This window comes from Curtobacterium poinsettiae (genome assembly GCF_047226435.1).
In the GTDB taxonomy this organism is placed as follows: Bacteria; Actinomycetota; Actinomycetes; order Actinomycetales; family Microbacteriaceae; genus Curtobacterium; species Curtobacterium poinsettiae.
Genome location: NZ_CP178434.1, coordinates 820,957 through 836,857 on the forward strand (window position 1 = coordinate 820,957; position 15,901 = coordinate 836,857).

The 15,901-nt window shown below is 68.3% G+C and carries 15 protein-coding genes; 13 read left to right on the forward strand and 2 right to left on the reverse strand.

Going from position 1 to position 15,901, the window contains the following annotated elements:
* Nucleotides 1–17: 17 nt before the first annotated feature.
* The 7 genes from ACL00U_RS03915 to ACL00U_RS03945 all read left to right on the forward strand — a co-directional run bounded on the left by ACL00U_RS03915 (nucleotide 18) and on the right by ACL00U_RS03945 (nucleotide 5,657).
* Nucleotides 18–914, forward strand: coding sequence for a hypothetical protein (locus tag ACL00U_RS03915; protein WP_412873848.1), 897 nt, complete (start codon nucleotides 18–20; stop codon nucleotides 912–914).
* A 68-nt stretch (nucleotides 915–982) separates the two neighbouring features.
* Nucleotides 983–2,572, forward strand: coding sequence for a toxin glutamine deamidase domain-containing protein (locus tag ACL00U_RS03920; RefSeq protein WP_412873849.1), 1,590 nt, complete (start codon nucleotides 983–985; stop codon nucleotides 2,570–2,572).
* Between the two features lie 6 nt (nucleotides 2,573–2,578).
* On the forward strand, nucleotides 2,579–2,860 hold the full coding sequence (locus tag ACL00U_RS03925; protein WP_081612280.1) for a YrhB domain-containing protein: 282 nt from the start codon (nucleotides 2,579–2,581) through the stop codon (nucleotides 2,858–2,860).
* A gap of 115 nt (nucleotides 2,861–2,975) precedes the next feature.
* On the forward strand, nucleotides 2,976–3,734 hold the full coding sequence (locus ACL00U_RS03930) for a PoNi-like cognate immunity protein (RefSeq protein WP_262118450.1): 759 nt from the start codon (nucleotides 2,976–2,978) through the stop codon (nucleotides 3,732–3,734).
* A 190-nt stretch (nucleotides 3,735–3,924) separates the two neighbouring features.
* Nucleotides 3,925–4,341: a hypothetical protein gene (locus tag ACL00U_RS03935; protein WP_412873850.1), complete on the forward strand. Its 417-nt coding sequence runs from the start codon at nucleotides 3,925–3,927 to the stop codon at nucleotides 4,339–4,341.
* Nucleotides 4,342–4,344: 3 nt separating this feature from the next.
* Nucleotides 4,345–4,896, forward strand: a complete 552-nt coding sequence (locus ACL00U_RS03940) for an RNA 2'-phosphotransferase (protein WP_159557523.1) — start codon at nucleotides 4,345–4,347, stop codon at nucleotides 4,894–4,896.
* A gap of 194 nt (nucleotides 4,897–5,090) precedes the next feature.
* On the forward strand, nucleotides 5,091–5,657 hold the full coding sequence (locus ACL00U_RS03945; RefSeq protein WP_236559549.1) for a PoNe immunity protein domain-containing protein: 567 nt from the start codon (nucleotides 5,091–5,093) through the stop codon (nucleotides 5,655–5,657).
* Nucleotides 5,658–5,962: 305 nt separating this feature from the next.
* Here the strand turns inward: ACL00U_RS03945 and ACL00U_RS03950 are convergent, their stop codons facing one another.
* Nucleotides 5,963–6,928 carry a DUF1266 domain-containing protein gene (locus ACL00U_RS03950; RefSeq protein WP_159557527.1) on the reverse strand — a complete coding sequence of 322 codons (966 nt, stop codon included), beginning with the start codon at nucleotides 6,926–6,928 and terminating at the stop codon, nucleotides 5,963–5,965.
* A gap of 159 nt (nucleotides 6,929–7,087) precedes the next feature.
* On the reverse strand, nucleotides 7,088–8,350 hold the full coding sequence (locus tag ACL00U_RS03955) for a DNA recombination protein RmuC (RefSeq protein WP_262118451.1): 1,263 nt from the start codon (nucleotides 8,348–8,350) through the stop codon (nucleotides 7,088–7,090).
* A 190-nt stretch (nucleotides 8,351–8,540) separates the two neighbouring features.
* Here ACL00U_RS03955 and iolC point away from each other — a divergent pair, with 190 nt between their 5' ends.
* From iolC to ACL00U_RS03985, 6 genes are read left to right on the forward strand one after another with little or no spacing between them, the layout of a single operon-like run.
* Nucleotides 8,541–9,566 carry a 5-dehydro-2-deoxygluconokinase gene (gene iolC / locus ACL00U_RS03960; protein WP_017887108.1) on the forward strand — a complete coding sequence of 342 codons (1,026 nt, stop codon included), beginning with the start codon at nucleotides 8,541–8,543 and terminating at the stop codon, nucleotides 9,564–9,566.
* Entirely contained in the window at nucleotides 9,559–10,548 is a 990-nt protein-coding gene (locus ACL00U_RS03965; protein WP_017887107.1) for a class I fructose-bisphosphate aldolase, read from the forward strand. Before iolC ends, ACL00U_RS03965 begins: the two co-directional genes overlap by 8 nt.
* The gene (locus tag ACL00U_RS03970) at nucleotides 10,545–12,056 is read left to right on the forward strand and encodes a CoA-acylating methylmalonate-semialdehyde dehydrogenase (RefSeq protein ID WP_412873851.1); all 1,512 of its coding nucleotides are present in this window, start codon (nucleotides 10,545–10,547) and stop codon (nucleotides 12,054–12,056) included. Before ACL00U_RS03965 ends, ACL00U_RS03970 begins: the two co-directional genes overlap by 4 nt.
* Nucleotides 12,057–12,064: 8 nt before the next feature.
* Nucleotides 12,065–12,988 carry a 5-deoxy-glucuronate isomerase gene (gene iolB / locus ACL00U_RS03975; RefSeq protein WP_214518699.1) on the forward strand — a complete coding sequence of 308 codons (924 nt, stop codon included), beginning with the start codon at nucleotides 12,065–12,067 and terminating at the stop codon, nucleotides 12,986–12,988.
* Nucleotides 12,989–13,023: 35 nt separating this feature from the next.
* A complete protein-coding gene (iolD, locus tag ACL00U_RS03980; protein ID WP_071251930.1) occupies nucleotides 13,024–14,913 on the forward strand; it encodes a 3D-(3,5/4)-trihydroxycyclohexane-1,2-dione acylhydrolase (decyclizing) in 1,890 nt (629 codons plus the stop codon).
* A gap of 33 nt (nucleotides 14,914–14,946) precedes the next feature.
* Complete coding sequence (locus ACL00U_RS03985) at nucleotides 14,947–15,900, forward strand: sugar phosphate isomerase/epimerase family protein (protein ID WP_017887103.1); 954 nt, start codon at nucleotides 14,947–14,949, stop codon at nucleotides 15,898–15,900.
* Nucleotide 15,901 lies beyond the last annotated feature (1 nt).

The window sequence follows — 15,901 nt, forward strand, 5'->3', positions numbered from 1 at the left end:
TTGCGTAGGCTCGACGCATGACTGCGACAACGGCACGGATCGTCGGACTGGACACCGCGGGCATCCGCACGCTGCACGCGGAGGCGGACGGCACGGCCGACCGGCTGCCGCACGTCGTGCCGGTGGCGCCCGACCTCGGCGTGATCCTGGCGGAGGAGGACGGTGCGATCCTCACCGCGCCGGCGCTCGCCGAGATGGGCTGGGCGGACGACGACGTCCTGCGTGCAGCCGTCGCCGCCGCGCAGGAGCAGGCCGGAGGCGACGTGGCGGTGATCCAGCCGGGCACGATCGTCATCCAGGACCCCGACCTCGCCGTGGTGCTCGTACTCGCACCGCAGGCGTTCCAGGGCATCGAGTTCCGCGGCAGCGCAGTGGTCTTCCCGGTCGCGCCGACGACGTTCATCGTCACCGGCGACCAGGACGAGGACGGGCTCCAGGTCGCGGCCGGTGTCGCCCAGCAGATCCTGGCCGACGACGAGGGCGAGGTCCTGAGCGGACCGCCCATGGTGCTGCGCGGTGACGGGTGGGTCCGGTTCGAGCACCCGTCGCTCGACGGCGAGCTCCGGACGATCCGCGCGCTCTGGACGGCGACCGCCGCGAACCTGCAGCAGGACGCCCTGCAGGAGTCGTTCGACCGGCGGGGCGAGGACGTCCACGTCGGTGCGGTCTCGGTCGCCCGACTCGCTGAGGACGACCCGGCCTTCTCGTACTCGTCGTGGACCGAGGACGTCGAGACCGTCGTCGCCGCGGTCGACACGATCGTGCTCGTGACCCTCGACGGGCAGACACAGCCCGTGCCGTTCGGTCGGCTGCGGGAGCTGGCGTCCGGGTTGATCGAGGAACTCGAGGTCCGGCCGACGCGCTACCGGCTCCGTGGGTTCCCGGATCTCGAGTCGGTCCGCGCGGCCCTCTGACCACTCGACCCCGGTCGGTGGCACTCGTCCCCGTCGCTGCCCCCTGATATGGTCACACTCGCGCGCTTGTGGACAACGGCGCGAGAGACCGGACCTGGGGAGGAATGATGGGACGACCGTCGGGGTGGGACGTTGTCGATCAGGGTGATGATCCGGTCAAGGGTGATCCGTCGACGTTGCGGATGATGGCGCGGGAGTACCAGCGCATCTCCGACGCAGCCGATGACGCCTCGACCCGACTGAAGTCTGTGAAGGGCTCCGGGTGGCTGACCGACTGGGAGGGTGAAGCCGCGGACGTGTTCGTCGACGCGATCGAGGACACCCCGTCGGACCTGACCAAGCTCGTCGATTCGTACGAACTCGCCGCGACGGCGTTGTCGGGGTGGGCTGACACGGTCGATGACACCCAGTACCGGGCTGACGGTGCGTTGGCGGACGCGAAGGACGCCACCGGGGACCTCGCCGCGGCGCAGGACCGGTTGGCAGATGCGCAGTCGAACCTGTCGCACTACCAGTCGGCGTCGAAGGACCTGTCGAAGGTCGCGGACAAGTACCCGGCCGGTTCCGACGTGCCGGACGGGGTGGATGTTCCCTCGCCGGCGCAGTTGCGGGCAGCGTCCGACAACGCTTCCGTCGCGCAGGGGTCGGTGTCGTCGGCGCAGGGGGACATCTCGGCGGCGCAGTCGCGGATCGATGCGGCGAAGCGGCTCGTGGCGGATGCGAAGGGTGACTGGCAGGACGCGGAGCAGCGGACCGCGACGAAGATCGGTGAAGCTGCTGACGAGGGCCTCGGGAAGCAGTCCACGTGGGACAAGATCTTCGGGTCCGAGGCGTGGGAGACCATCGTGTCGGTGGCGAAGGTCGTCGTGGCGGTGGGTGGGATCATCGCGATGATCATCCCGGGGCCGTGGACGTTGGTCATCGCGGCGATCGCGCTCGTGGTGTTGGCGGACACGTTGTACAAGATGAGCAAGGGCGAAGCCGACGGGTGGGACCTCGCGTTCGCACTCGTTGATTGCGTGCCGGCCGCTGGTGCCTTGTCGGCAGGAGCCCGCACGGCAAAGTTCACGGGGATGCTGACCGCGGCCGGGGATGTCACGTCCGGCACCAGGGCAGTCCGTTCTCTGAATGCCGGTGTGCCGATGGTCCGCGACCTCGCAACCAGCGTTCCTCGCGGTCTCCGTCGGGCGATTCATGCTGACTCCGCAGACCCGCAAGTTCTCCGCTCAGTCTTCGAGCGGGAGTACGGACCACTGAAGATGGTCAACGCGGAGCGGCTCGCCCGGGGTGTGGACGGGTTCAGCATGAACTGCACGAGGTGTGTCATCGCGACGGAGCATGTGCTCGATGGGAAAGCTGTCTCGGCAATGCCCGTCTTCACGCGAGGCGCGAGCGTCGCCGACGTCGCTGAGCACTTCGGCAAGTCCATCCGAGACTTCCAACCGGTGCGGTCGTACGATTCGATCGTCGCTAGGCTCGAGTCCGCTGGTGAGGGGGCTCGTGGCGTTGTATTCGGGACCAGGGCGGGTACCAATCCAGTCGGCCACGTGTTCAACGTTGTTCACGATCGGAATGGTGTTGTGTTCCTCGACGGACAGTCAGGAACGTTTGCCAAGTTGGAGAACTTCGATCAACTCTTCCTACTCAAGACACGGTGATGGTGCATGCGAACTCTCAAAGATGCTCAGGATGAATTTGCGAAGGAAGTGCGCGCTGACGAAGACCTTATTTGGGATAGGGGATGGATCGAGACCGACGATTGGTGGATCGTTCTTTACAACAGCCGAGAGTATTACGAGACACAAAACCCGTTGTTTAGCCTAGCTGGAAATGGCCCCTTTGTTGTACCAAAAGACGGCAGTGCCTGTTTCACTCTTCAAACAAACACATCGGTTGAATCGCAAATAGAGGAACGGGGCCAGCGGGTCATCAGTCGGTCTCGGTGAAGCCAGTTCCGGCTCGAGCGGATGAGACGCTCGAGCGCGCAGTCATCAAGATCAGTCCGGACGGCTCGTGCCTGCCGCAACTGCTCGATGCGGCGGCACGTCTACGCTAAAAGACATGACTCCACGCGACAGCCGAGTGAGTGCGGCCTACTGGACCGATGCGATAGAAGTCTTGACGCGCGGCGTCGAGGGGTTCCGCCCGTTCAGTCATGTGTTCCGGGCCGACGACGTGCGAGCTGGGATTATTCGAACGACCGCGAACTTCGACAACGCGCTCTTTCTGCTGGGCGCGCGGTACTCGGCGGGCTTTCCGACGTCACTCCTCGCGGATGATCTCGAGTCGGTCGTCACTATCTGGGAGAACTGGAACCGCTACGCTGCCGTGTCCGACGGTGGCTTCCCGCTAGAAGCGCTGACGTTCAACGACAAGCCGCCGTACTACTACGCACTGTGGTTGGCGTCGGTAGCGCGGTGCATCGGCGTCAATTCGGCGTTGACGGATCGGTTGATCGAGATCGTTGCTGCTGCTGGAGGCGCTGACCCAGTGCTCGGGACGCTGTTGGGGGTCGAACCGGTGCGGGACACCGTGTGGCACAAGCGGCCGTTCCAGAACCTCGATACGGCCGCGACCGGGACGCCGGATCGCGCCATTTCTGCGCTGAACAGGTACGTGCAAGCCTGGCAGAAGAACATCTCGTTCATTTGGTGGGCCCCAGCGCTGAAGGCAGTGCAGGGGGATAGCTTTGAAACGTACTTCGGGTACTGGGCTTGGGGGGCGGCTGGGCTCGTCGTGGCTCGCGGGCTCGACGACTCCGTGTTGCGGTCGTCGCCGTACTATCCAGTCGACCTCGTCGACGGCCAGCAGGACGGATGAGCCGCCCGGCTGCCCGAACGGGGACCTCTGGGAGGGGCCATGAGTGATTCGAAGGTGTACTGGGCGGCCATCGTGGAACCCGGGGCCGTTCGGTTCTCGCAGAAGTCCGTCTCCTGCAAACAAGACCGACCGACTTACCGGCGAACCCTACAACTACGACGACACATTCCGTCTCGCAAGGGGGTGCAGGATGAGAGCTCTTCGTCACCTCACCGTCGACGAACGCCTGGTCGTTATCCGGCTGATCCAGCCAGAGTTCTTCCTCTTCCCGAATCGCTTCCTGCACCTGGTCGCCGCTGATTATCTGCCGGCGGTCGAACCATGGTCGTGGCTTGTTAAGTATGAAGACGACTTGTACTTTTGGGCTGAAATCGTCGCGAAGCAGTATCCGACCCGTTCCCTCGTACCCTTCGCAAAGCACCAGGACACAGACGATGTGTTCTGCTTTGACGGTGGCGACCATTCGGGCGACCCTCCCGTGCTGATCATCCATACGTTTGCTTCACCTGGGACGGAGTACCGGGGGCAGTGGACGTCCTTCGACGTCTGGTGGGAGGAGATGGAGGAGCATGGAGCAGCGTGGCTCGCGGAGCAGGAAGAGGACTGAGACATGCCTCGTAGGGACACGTCGATCAGCAAGGCGATGTCGCGCGCGTTGCGGCACGAACCGGGTGCGTACGGGCTGGAACTCGGCGCTGACGGGAGCGCCCCGCTCGCAGATCTTGCCGACGCTTTGGATCGGTCGGGCATTCAGGCATCGTTGGAAGATCTGCGCCGCGTGGTCGCCGAGTCCGACAAGCAGCGCTTCGTCGTCGAAAGCGACCGGATCCGTGCTCAGTACGGGCACTCGACGGACGAGCGCATCGTGAAGCCGGCGATCGTTCCGCAGCCGGTGCTCTGGCATGCAACTTCCCCCGCTGCGGCTGAGTCGATCCTGCGCGACGGGCTCTTGCCGATGGGGCGCCAGTACGCGCATCTGACGACCGATCGCGAGCTGGCTATGCAGGCTGGGCGGCGCAAGTCCACCGCTCCCGTCCTGTTGCGAATCGATGCAGCTCACGCCCGCCTGGAGGGCGTGGAGTTCTCGGAGGGGCACGACCGGGTGACCCTGGCCTTGTTCGTTCCCGCGCAGTACATCTCGGCGGAAACCTCCCGATCCTGATGCCGCTGTTCCGACGGAATGCTGGGCTGCGCCAACGAGCGAGTGAGTTCAACGGTCGCTACTGGCGGAGTGCCATCCAAGTCACCTCAACCAACTGGGAGGGGCGCAGGGCAGCGGTGCACCGAGCAACGGATGCGGAGAAGCGACTGAGGGCGTTGCGCGGCGAATGGCACATGGGCCTCAAGCATCTGGTCGTGCAGTACTCCGCAGGTGTCAGCGTCGATGAGATCGGCGATGTAGCCGAGTCCGTCGCGGCCTCGTACCGTGCTTGGGTCACTTCCGCGCTCTCCCATGCCGGTCCTTCGCCCCGCCTCAGCGACGGGAACGAGTACTACATCAGCATCTTGCAACTTCTCGGGATCACGACGGGCTGTGGTCGGGACGACAGCGCGCGGACGATAGTCGAGTCCGTGATCAGGCAGGGCGCGGATCCGTTGTTCTCGGCTCTTGCTTCTGCACACCGGCTGGCCCTTCCCAGCGGATCCCCTGCGGCTTCGACGCCCAGGGTTGCGCGGCCTCTGCTGGCGGTTCTTCAACGGCCCGAAGAAGCGGACCGCACGATCCAGACCTATCTAACGGACTGGCCAACGCGTATGAAGTCGATGAGCTGGATGGGGTCCCTGGAACGGGTCAGACCCGGTGACTCGTACGGTCAAGGCTTCATCGGGTACTGGGCGATGGAACTGCCTGCGGTGGCCAGTGCCATCGATGCGCACCTCGATGACGTTGTGTCGCCCTTCCTCCCGGCGGATCTCTTGTGAAGTTCGACAGATCTTTGGTCGGGCAGCCCAGGCGAGGCAACGAGACGAACGAGTGTCGACGGGGCAATCGCGTGCACTCCTCCCAGCGAGACTCTCGGTGAAGGCGGTCAACTGGCGGTCGAGCAGCGCCCTGTCGCTGCGAAGGCTCCTGGTCGCTACACGTACGAAGGTGGTTCAAGGTGATCGACGTCGAAGTGCTCCGCAGGCGGATCGCAACGGAGTGGGACCGCAACGCCGAGGCCGTCCGCGCGCTCCCCGGGTACTCCGACGCATGAGCCGTCGCCCCGAGGGTGATCCTGTCGTGGTCAGGAGACCGACGCGTCGTCCTCGTCCGCCCACAGCGGGTCGCTGACGGTCCGGGGCAGCAGCACCCCCGGCGACGCCGGCCACGGCAGCCGCGTGATCGGCCAGTTCGAGGCGAAGAGCTCACGCCGCCCAGCATCGAACTCCTGCACCGTCTTGAGCTCGTCGTAGACCAGGGCGTACGCGGCCCGCAGGTTGTCGAAGTAGTCGTCCCACGAGTCGAACAGGGTGAAGGCGACATCGGAGACCAGGTCGATCGACGACCAGGCATCGTCCTCGTTCAGGAGCCCGGCGGCGTACGCACCTCTGACGGCGGTGACCGCGTTCTTGACGTCCATCGACCAGAGCAGCTTCGGCGGGCGGTCCGCTCGGCGTTCGAGCAGGCTCGACCCTGCCCACGGGTCGGTGCCGAGCAGTGAGGACAGCCGGGTGAGCCGGGTCTCACCCTCGGCGGATCGGCTCAGCGCGAGGAACTGCCACGACACGCTCTTCGGACCGAGCAGGTCGACGGCGAAGGCCTGTGCGTCCCGCCCGCTGGCGATCTTGTAGGTCCCGTCGAGTTCGCGGCGCAGGAACGTCAGCGGGGGCAGGGGGATGGTCACGAAGGGCGACGACGTGGTGTCCTGCAGGTACTCGCCGCCGAGCTCCACCCGCGAACCGTACGGGGCGAGCGACGCCGGCCACCATCCGTCGTGGAAGTCGCCGAACGAGGCGAGGGCCAGCTGCTGCAGTCGGCGGACGGGCAGCTCGCGGGCGCCGGTGCGCTCCCGGTACCGCCGCTGTTCCCGCACCGGCAGCCCGACGTCACGGAGCGAGGTGATGAAGGTCAGCACGAACCACACGACGACGGCGATCAGGAAGCAGCGCCACACCGCCTGGATGCCGTACCCGAAGTGCTGCCGGACGTCGTACGGGGCGAGGATCGAGATCAGGAGCACGACGAAGAACGCCACGATCGCGGTCGCCATGATGATCCACGCTGCGGCGCGGTCCCGTCGTCGCCCCGTCTGCTTCCGCGCCTTGGCGACCATCGCCCGGTGCCGCCAGCGTGGACGGACCGGGAACTCACGGTCGCCGGGAGGGTTCTGCAGTGCTTCCCCCCATGACGATCGATCGTAGCGAGCAGCTCAGTCCTCGTCGCCGGCGCCGACGAGCTCCGGCGCCGTGAGCAGCCGCGGCTCGTCCTCGATCGAGGACGGGTCCGCGATGACCTTCGACTCGTCGAGCAGCGACAGCCGACGGGCGCTCGGCAGCACCTGGCGCTCGAGGGACCCGACGAAGCGGTTGTAGTCGACGACCGAACCGCGGATCGAGCGGCCGAGCTTGTCGACGTGCCCGGCCATCGTGGACAGCCGGCCGTAGAGCTCGCGGGACACCTTGAAGAGCTCGTGCGCCTCTTGCGAGACGACGTCCTGCTGCCATGAGAACGCCACGGTCTTGAGCACGGACCACAGGGTCACGGGCGAAGCGAGTGCGATGCGCTTGCGGAAGGCGTGGTCGAGCAGGCCGGGGTCGGCGGCGAGGGCGCTCGAGATGAGCGACTCGGACGGGATGAAGGCGACGGTGAGCTCGGGGGAGGCGTCGTAGCCGGTCCAGTACTCCCGTGCGGCAAGGGCGTCGACGTGGGCTCGGAGCGCCTTGACGTGCTGGGCGATGAGCTGGTCGCGTCGGGCTGCCTCGGCACCGGTGGCGGTCGCCGGGATCTCGGCGGCCTGCAGGTAGGCGCTGAACGGCACCTTGGCGTCGACGGCGATGGTCTTGCCGCCGGGCAGGTGCACGACCATGTCCGGGCGGGCGGAGCCGACGGCGGTGGTGACGGAGGACTGCACGTCGAAGTCGACGCGTTCGAGCAGCCCGGCGGCCTCGACCACGTTGCGCAGCTGCGTCTCGCCCCAGACGCCGCGCGTGCTGTTCGACGACAGGGCGCTGGCCAGGGTGTCGGCGGTGGCGCGCAGGCGCTCTTCCGACTCGGCGGCCGACCGGAGCTGCGCCGACAGTGCGCCGTACTGCTCGCTCCGCGACTGCTCGAGCTCGGCGATCTTCGTGCGCATCACGTCGAGCGTCTGTGCCACGGGGCTGAGCGCGGAGAGCACCTTGGACTCGTTCTGGTTCCGTGCCGCGTCGACGCCGTGCATGCGCTGCACCAGGTGCTCGAGTTCGGCGGAGCGCCGTTCGAGCGAGTCGACCTGGCGGCGGTACTGCGTGTCCTGGGCATCGAGGCGTTCCTCGGCGTCGCGTCGGGCCGCCTCGAGCTGGCCGCGGAGCGCCTCGGCCGTCGCGCGGGCCGACGCGGCGTCGATGCCCGCGCGCGAGCGGGCGAGCGACCAGGCGACGACCGCACCGACGGCGATGCCGATCACGAGACCGATGACCAGGGCGAGGATCTGCATGTCGCGACCCTGGCAGAACCCACCGACACCGCGCCTCCCGGCACACCGACGCGCCTCGCAGACCCGGCCTGACTGCCGCCACGGGACCAGCGTGGCGGACAGTGGAATCCATGTCATGACATTAGGGCAAACAAGGTGTACAGTCGTGATCGTCCGCCGATGAAGCCGCACGGAAGGTCCACCGCGTCGCATGACGAACCAAGCTCCCCACGCCTACGACGTGATCACGATGGGACGCGTCAGCGTCGACATCTACCCGCAGCAGACCGGCCCGCTCGAGGACGTCTCGACCTTCTCGAAGTCCGTCGGCGGCAGCGCCACGAACGTCGCCATCGCCGCTGCTCGCCACGGCGCGGACGCCGCGGTCATCACCCGGACGGGCAACGACCCCTTCGGCCGGTACATCGCCCGCACGTTGCCCGAGTTCGGCGTCGCGAACGCCTTCGTCGAGACGGTGGAGGGGCTGAACACCCCCGTCGCCTTCTGCGAGATCTTCCCGCCCGACGACTTCCCGCTCTACTTCTACCGGGCCCCGAAGGCGCCGGACCTGATGATCACGGCGAAGTCCCTGCCGCTGCACGAGATCGAGCGCGCGAAGATCTTCTGGACCACGGTGACCGGCCTCAGCGAGGAGCCGAGCCGACAGGCGCACCACGTGGCGTACGAAGCCCGGTCCGCCGCGCAGAACAGCACGAAGACCCACACCGTCTTGGACCTGGACTACCGGTCGATGTTCTGGTCGAGCCCCGAGGCCGCGACGCGCGAGGTCGCGATCGCCCTCGAGCACGCCACCGTCGCCGTCGGCAACCGCGAGGAGTGCGAGGTCGCGGTCGGCGAGACCGACCCGGTCCGTGCCGCCGACGCCCTGCTCGACCGCGGTGTCGAGATCGCGATCGTCAAGCAGGGACCGAAGGGCGTGCTCGCGAAGACCCGCGACGAGTTCGTCGAGTTCCGTCCGCACCACATCGACGTCGTGAACGGGCTCGGCTCGGGCGACGGTTTCGGCGGCGCGCTGACCCACGGCCTGCTGCAGGGCTGGAGCCTCGAACGGATCTTGGCGTTCTGCAACGCAGCCGGCGCGATCGTCGCGACGCGGTTCGAGTGCTCGACGGCGATGCCGACGAGCGACGAGATCGAGCAGTTCCTGACCGACAACCCGGCCGAGGGCACGAACCACACGGGTGAGACGCACACCGAGGAGAAGACCCATGCCTGAGCTCAGCCCCGCTGACTTCCAGCGCCTCCGCGACATCCGTGCCGGGCAGCCGGACCTGGTGCGTGCCACGCTCGATGCCCGCCGCAAGCGCTCCCTGCTCGCCGACGACGGCAAGCTCTTCATCGTCGCCGCCGACCACCCCGCCCGCGGTGCGCTGGCGGTGCGCGACGACGAGTCCGCGATGGCGGACCGCTACGACCTGCTCGAGCGGCTCGTCACGGCCCTCGGTCGTCCTGGGGTCGACGGCGTGCTCGGCACCCCCGACATCCTCGAGGACCTCGCACTGCTCGGCGCCCTCGACGGCAAGGTCGTCGTCGGCTCGATGAACCGCGGCGGACTCCGCGGCGCGACGTTCGAGATGGACGACCGGTACACGGCGTACTCGGCGCAGGCGATCAAGGACTCCGGGCTCGACTTCGCCAAGCTCCTGGTGCGCATCGCGCTGGAGGACTCGGGCACCGCTCCGACGCTCGAGGCCACGGCCCGCGCCGTCAGCGAGGCCGCGGCACTCCAGCTGCCGATCATGCTCGAGCCGTTCATGTCCGAGTGGCGGGACGGCCGGGTCGTCAACGACCTGTCGGCCGATGCCGTGATCACCTCGATGGCGATCGCTGCCGGCCTCGGCGAGTCCAGCGCCTACAGCTGGCTCAAGATCCCCGTCGTCGACGACATGGAGCGCGTGATGGCCGCGACGACGCTGCCGACGCTGCTGCTCGGCGGCGACCCGGCTTCGCGCCCGCTGGAGACGTACGCCAAGTGGGCTGACGCCCTGGCCCTGCCCGGCGTCCGTGGCCTGGTCGTCGGACGCACCCTGCTCTACCCCTCGGACGGCGACGTCGCCGCCGCCGTGGACGTCGCCGCCGGTCTCGTCCACAGCCAGGAGGCCCGGGCCGGGTTCTCCACAGATGCCCACGACCCAGCCGCTCGGCTCGCGGGCGCCACCACCATGGACTCGTCCATCTCGGAAGGAACCAACGCATGACGCTCACCGACACGACCACCACCACCGTCGGGCACTGGATCGACGGGGCTCGCGTCCCGTCCTCGTCGGGGCGGACGGCACCGGTGTACGACCCGGCGCTGGGCGTCGCGACCAAGCAGGTCGCGCTGGCCGACGAGTCCGAGATCCAGGCGGCCATCGACAGCGCCAAGGCGGCGTTCCCCGGCTGGAGCAACCTGTCGCTGGCCAAGCGCCAGGCGATCCTGTTCTCGTTCCGCGAGATCCTGAACCGCGACAAGGCCGAGCTGGCCGAGATCATCACGAGCGAGCACGGCAAGGTCATCGACGACGCCATGGGGGAGATCGCCCGTGGGCAAGAGGTCGTGGAGCTCGCCACCAACATCCCGAGCCTGATGAAGGGCGAGTTCTCCGACCAGGTCTCGACCGGCATCGACGTCTACTCGATCCGCCAGCCGCTCGGCGTCGTGGGCATCATCAGCCCCTTCAACTTCCCCGCGATGGTGCCGCTCTGGTTCCTGCCGATCGCGATCGCCGCTGGCAACACCGTCGTGCTGAAGCCGAGCGAGAAGGACCCGTCGGCCGCCATCTGGCTCGCCGAGAAGTTCAAGGAGGCCGGGCTGCCCGACGGCGTCTTCAACGTGCTCAACGGCGACAAGCTGTCCGTCGACGGTCTGCTCACCAGCGACGACGTCGAGTCGATCTCGTTCGTCGGCTCCACGCCCATCGCGCAGTACGTCTACGAGACCGGCACGAAGCACGGCAAGCGCGTGCAGGCCCTCGGCGGCGCGAAGAACCACATGCTCGTCCTGCCCGACGCCGACCTCGACCTGGTCGCCGACAACGCGATCAACGCGGGCTTCGGTTCGGCCGGTGAACGCTGCATGGCGATCTCGGTCGTCGTCGCCGTCGAGCCGGTGGCCGACGAGCTCATCCAGAAGATCAAGGACCGCGCGGCCACCGTGCGCATCGGCGACGGTCGTCGCGGGTGCGACATGGGCCCGCTCGTCACGAAGCAGCACCGTGACAAGGTCGCCTCGTACATCGAGGTCGCAGAGCAGGACGGTGCGGTGGTTGTGGTGGACGGCCGCACCGTCCGACCCGACGGCGACGAGAACGGCTTCTGGCTGGGCCCGACGCTGATCGACCAGGTGCCCACCACCAGCCGCGTCTACACCGAGGAGATCTTCGGTCCGGTGCTGAGCGTCGTGCGCGTCGCCACCTACGAAGAGGGCCTCGAGCTCATCAACTCCGGCGCGTACGGCAACGGCACCGCCATCTTCACGAACGACGGCGGCGCGGCCCGACGGTTCCAGCGCGACGTGCAGGTCGGCATGATTGGCATCAACGTCCCGATCCCGGTGCCCGTCGCCTACTACTCGTTCGGTGGCTGGAAGAACTCGCTGTTCGGTGACCACAAGGCGTACGGGGCCGACGGCGTGAGCTTCTTCACCCGCCAGAAGGCGATCACGAGCCGGTGGCTCGACCCGTCGCACGGCGGCATCAACCTCGGCTTCCCGTCGAACGACTGAGCCGCAGCATGGCGAACGAACAGCACCAGCACGACCAGTGGTTCATCCCGGCGGGCTCCCGGCCCGAAGCGGGCTGGACCGACGTCGTCGACGGACGCATCGAGGGGTGGGCGCACACCGGGCTCCGGACCGGCGCGGTGGCCGACGGGGGCGAGCTGCGCCTCCCGGCCGACGCCGTGGAGCGCATCATCGTGCCGCTCGCCGGGTCGTTCCACGTGACCCACTCGGGCGCCGCCGGTGACGGCGAGCAGGACCTGCAGGGGCGGGGGAGCGTCTTCGACGGTCCCACCGACGTCCTGTACCTGGGCTCCGGTTCCGCGGCCACCATCACCGGCGACGGTCGGTTCGCCGTCGCGGAAGCCCCCACGGACATCGTCAAGCCGACCACGTACGTGGCCCGGCCGGACGTGCCGGTGGAGCTCCGCGGCGCCGGGCAGTCGAGCCGCCAGGTGCACAACTTCGGCACCCCGGCCGCGCTCGACGCCGTCAAGTTCATCGTGTGTGAAGTGATCACGCCGGCCGGCAACTGGTCGTCGTACCCGCCGCACAAGCACGACACGAACGTGCCCGGGTCGGAGTCCAACCTGGAAGAGATCTACTACTACGAGGCAGCGGTGTCCCGCGGGCTCGAGTCGATCGCGCCCGAGGCCGCAGACCCGTTCGCCCTGCACCGCACCTACGCCTCGGACGACCGCGCCATCGACGAGTTCCGGCAGGTCCGCACCGGTGACGTCGCCCTGGTGCCGTACGGCTGGCACGGTCCCGCTGTCGCCGCTCCCGGCTACGACATGTACTACCTGAACGTGATGGCCGGGCCCGACCCGGAGCGCGTCTGGAACATCACCGACGACCCGGCCCACGGCTGGGTCCGCCGGGCGTGGGAGAGCGAGCAGCTCGACCCGCGCCTGCCCTACCAGAAGGAGGACGCGTGACCACCACCACGCGCCAGGCCGGCGCGACGCGTCGGATGACCGTCGGACAGGCACTCGTCGAGTTCCTGGCCAACCAGTGGACCGTCGACGGTGACGTCCGCGAACGCACCATCCCGGGGATCTTCGGCATCTTCGGGCACGGCAACGTCGCCGGGGTCGGTCAGGCGATCAAGCAGCTCCACGTCGAGCAGCCCGGGTTGCTGCCGTACCACCAGGCCCGCAACGAGCAGGCGATGGTGCACGAGGCCGTCGGCTTCGCCCGCATGCACCGCCGCCGTGCGACGTTCGCGTCGACCGCGTCTGTGGGCCCGGGTGCCGCCAACATGCTGACCGCCGCAGCACTCGCCACGACGAACCGGTTGCCGGCACTGCTCCTGCCGTCGGACACCTTCGCCACGCGCACCACCGACCCGGTGCTCCAGCAGATCGAGTTGCCGCACGACACGTCGTTGCAGGTCACCGACGCCTTCCGTCCGCTGTCGCGCTACTTCGACCGCGTGGAGCGTCCGGAGCAGCTGTTCTCGATCGCGCTCGCCGCGATGCGGGTCCTGACCGACCCGGCCGAGACCGGTGCGGTGACGATCGCCCTGCCCGAGGACGTCCAGGCCGAGGAGTTCGACGTGCCCGTCGCGTTCCTGCAGCCGCGTGAGTGGCACATCCGCCGTCCGCTGCCCGAGCGTGGCCCGCTCGAGCGTGCCGTGGCCGCGATCCGTGCCGGCCGGCGTCCGGTCATCGTGGCCGGCGGCGGGGTCCTGTACTCCGACGCCGCCGACGAGCTCCGTGCCTTCGTCGAGGCCACGGGGATCCCGGTCGGCACGTCGCAGGCCGGCGGCGGGTCCCTGGTCTGGGACCACCCGCAGTACCTCGGCGGGATCGGCGCGACCGGCACCGCCGCCGCCAACGCGATCGCCGCCCAGGCCGACGTCGTCATCGGGATCGGCACCCGCTACAGCGACTTCACCACGGCGTCGCGCACGGCGTTCCAGAACCCCGACGTCACGTTCGTCAACGTCAACGTGGCCGCGTTCGACGCCTACAAGCACGGATCGCAGCTGCCGCTGATCGCGGACGCCCGGGAGGCCCTGGTCGCCCTGACCGAGTCGCTCACGTCGGACACGGCGTACGTCGTCGAGCCCGGCTACGCCTCCGAGATCGCCTCGCTGAAGGCGGCGTGGGACGCCGCCGTCGACGGCGCGTTCGCGCCGTCCGGCGCGGACCTGCCCGGCCAGCCCGAGATCATCGGCGCCGTGCAGTCGGTCTCCGACCCGCGCGACGTCGTGATCCAGGCGGCGGGCTCGCTGCCCGGCGACCTGCACAAGCTCTGGCGGGTGCGCGACGAGCTCGGGTACCACGTCGAGTACGCGTTCTCGTGCATGGGCTACGAGATCGCCGGCGGCATCGGGGTCCGGCGCGGGGCGCCGGACCGCGACGCGATCGTGATGGTCGGTGACGGCAGCTACCTCATGCTGCACACCGAGCTCGTCACCGCCGTGGCCGAGGGCATCAAGATCATCGTCGTGCTCATCCAGAACCACGGGTACGCGTCGATCGGGCACCTGTCCGAGACCGTCGGCTCCGAGCGCTTCGGCACGAAGTACCGCTACCTCGACGAGACCGAGTCGTTCGAGAACGGCGAGCCCCTGCCCGTCGACCTCGCCGCCAACGCCCGCTCGTACGGCGTCGACGTCATCGAGGTGCAGCCCGGTCCGGACAGCATCGAGGACCTGAAGGCCGCGCTGCGTCAGGCGAAGGCGAACGACCACACCACCCTGGTGCACATCAACTCCGACCCGCTGGTCTACGCCCCCGAGGGCGACGGCTGGTGGGACGTGCCGGTCGCGCAGACCTCCACCCTCCCCAGCACCCAGGCCGCCCGCGCCGAGTACGAGCAGCAGGTCGCCACGCAGCGTCCGCTGCTCGGCTGAACCGTTCACGAGACAGAAAGCGACAGCGACGTCATGACCGACACCGCCACCCCCATCGGCAGCCCCGCCACCGACGCGGCGCCCGCCTCGATCCGCATCGGCACCGCACCTGACTCGTGGGGCGTCTGGTTCCCGGACGACCCGAAGCAGGTGCCGTGGCAGCGCTTCCTCGACGAGGCCTCCGCTGCCGGGTACGAGTGGATCGAGCTCGGCCCGTACGGGTACCTGCCGACCGACCCGTCCCAGCTGTCCGACGAGCTCGAGTCCCGCGGGCTCAAGCTGTCAGCGGGCACGGTCTTCACCGGGTTCCACAAGGGCGAGGACCAGTTCCAGCGTGCGTGGGACCAGGCCGTCGCCGTCGCCGGCCTGGCCGCGAAGCTCGGTGCCGAGCACCTCGTGACGATCCCCGACCTGTGGCGCTCGGACGCCACCGAAGAGGTGCTCGAGGCGCGCACGCTCACCGACGAGCAGTGGGAGCGTCTCGGCAAGGGACACGACCAGCTCGGCAAGGCGCTGCTCGAGGAGTACGGCGTCCACCAGCAGTTCCACACCCACGCGGACAGCCACGTCGGCACCTACAAGGAGACCGTCCGGTTCCTCGAGGTCACGAACCCCGAGTACACGAACCTCTGCCTCGACACCGGCCACTTCGCCTACTACGGCGGCGACAACCTCAAGCTCATCGCCGCCCACCCGGAGCGCATCGGCTACCTGCACCTGAAGCAGGTCGACACCGACCTGCTGTTCGACGTGCTCAAGAACGACGTGCCGTTCGCGACCGCGGTGTCGCAGGGCATCATGACCGAGCCGCCGCACGGCACCCCCGAGCTCGCCCCGATCATCGAGGCCGTCGCCGCGATCAACCCGGACGTCTTCGGCATCGTCGAGCAGGACATGTACGGCTGCTCCGTCGACGCCCCCGGCCCGATCGCCGAACGCACCTTCCAGCACATCTTCGGCTCGACCTCGGCCGCCCGCGCCTCCTGAC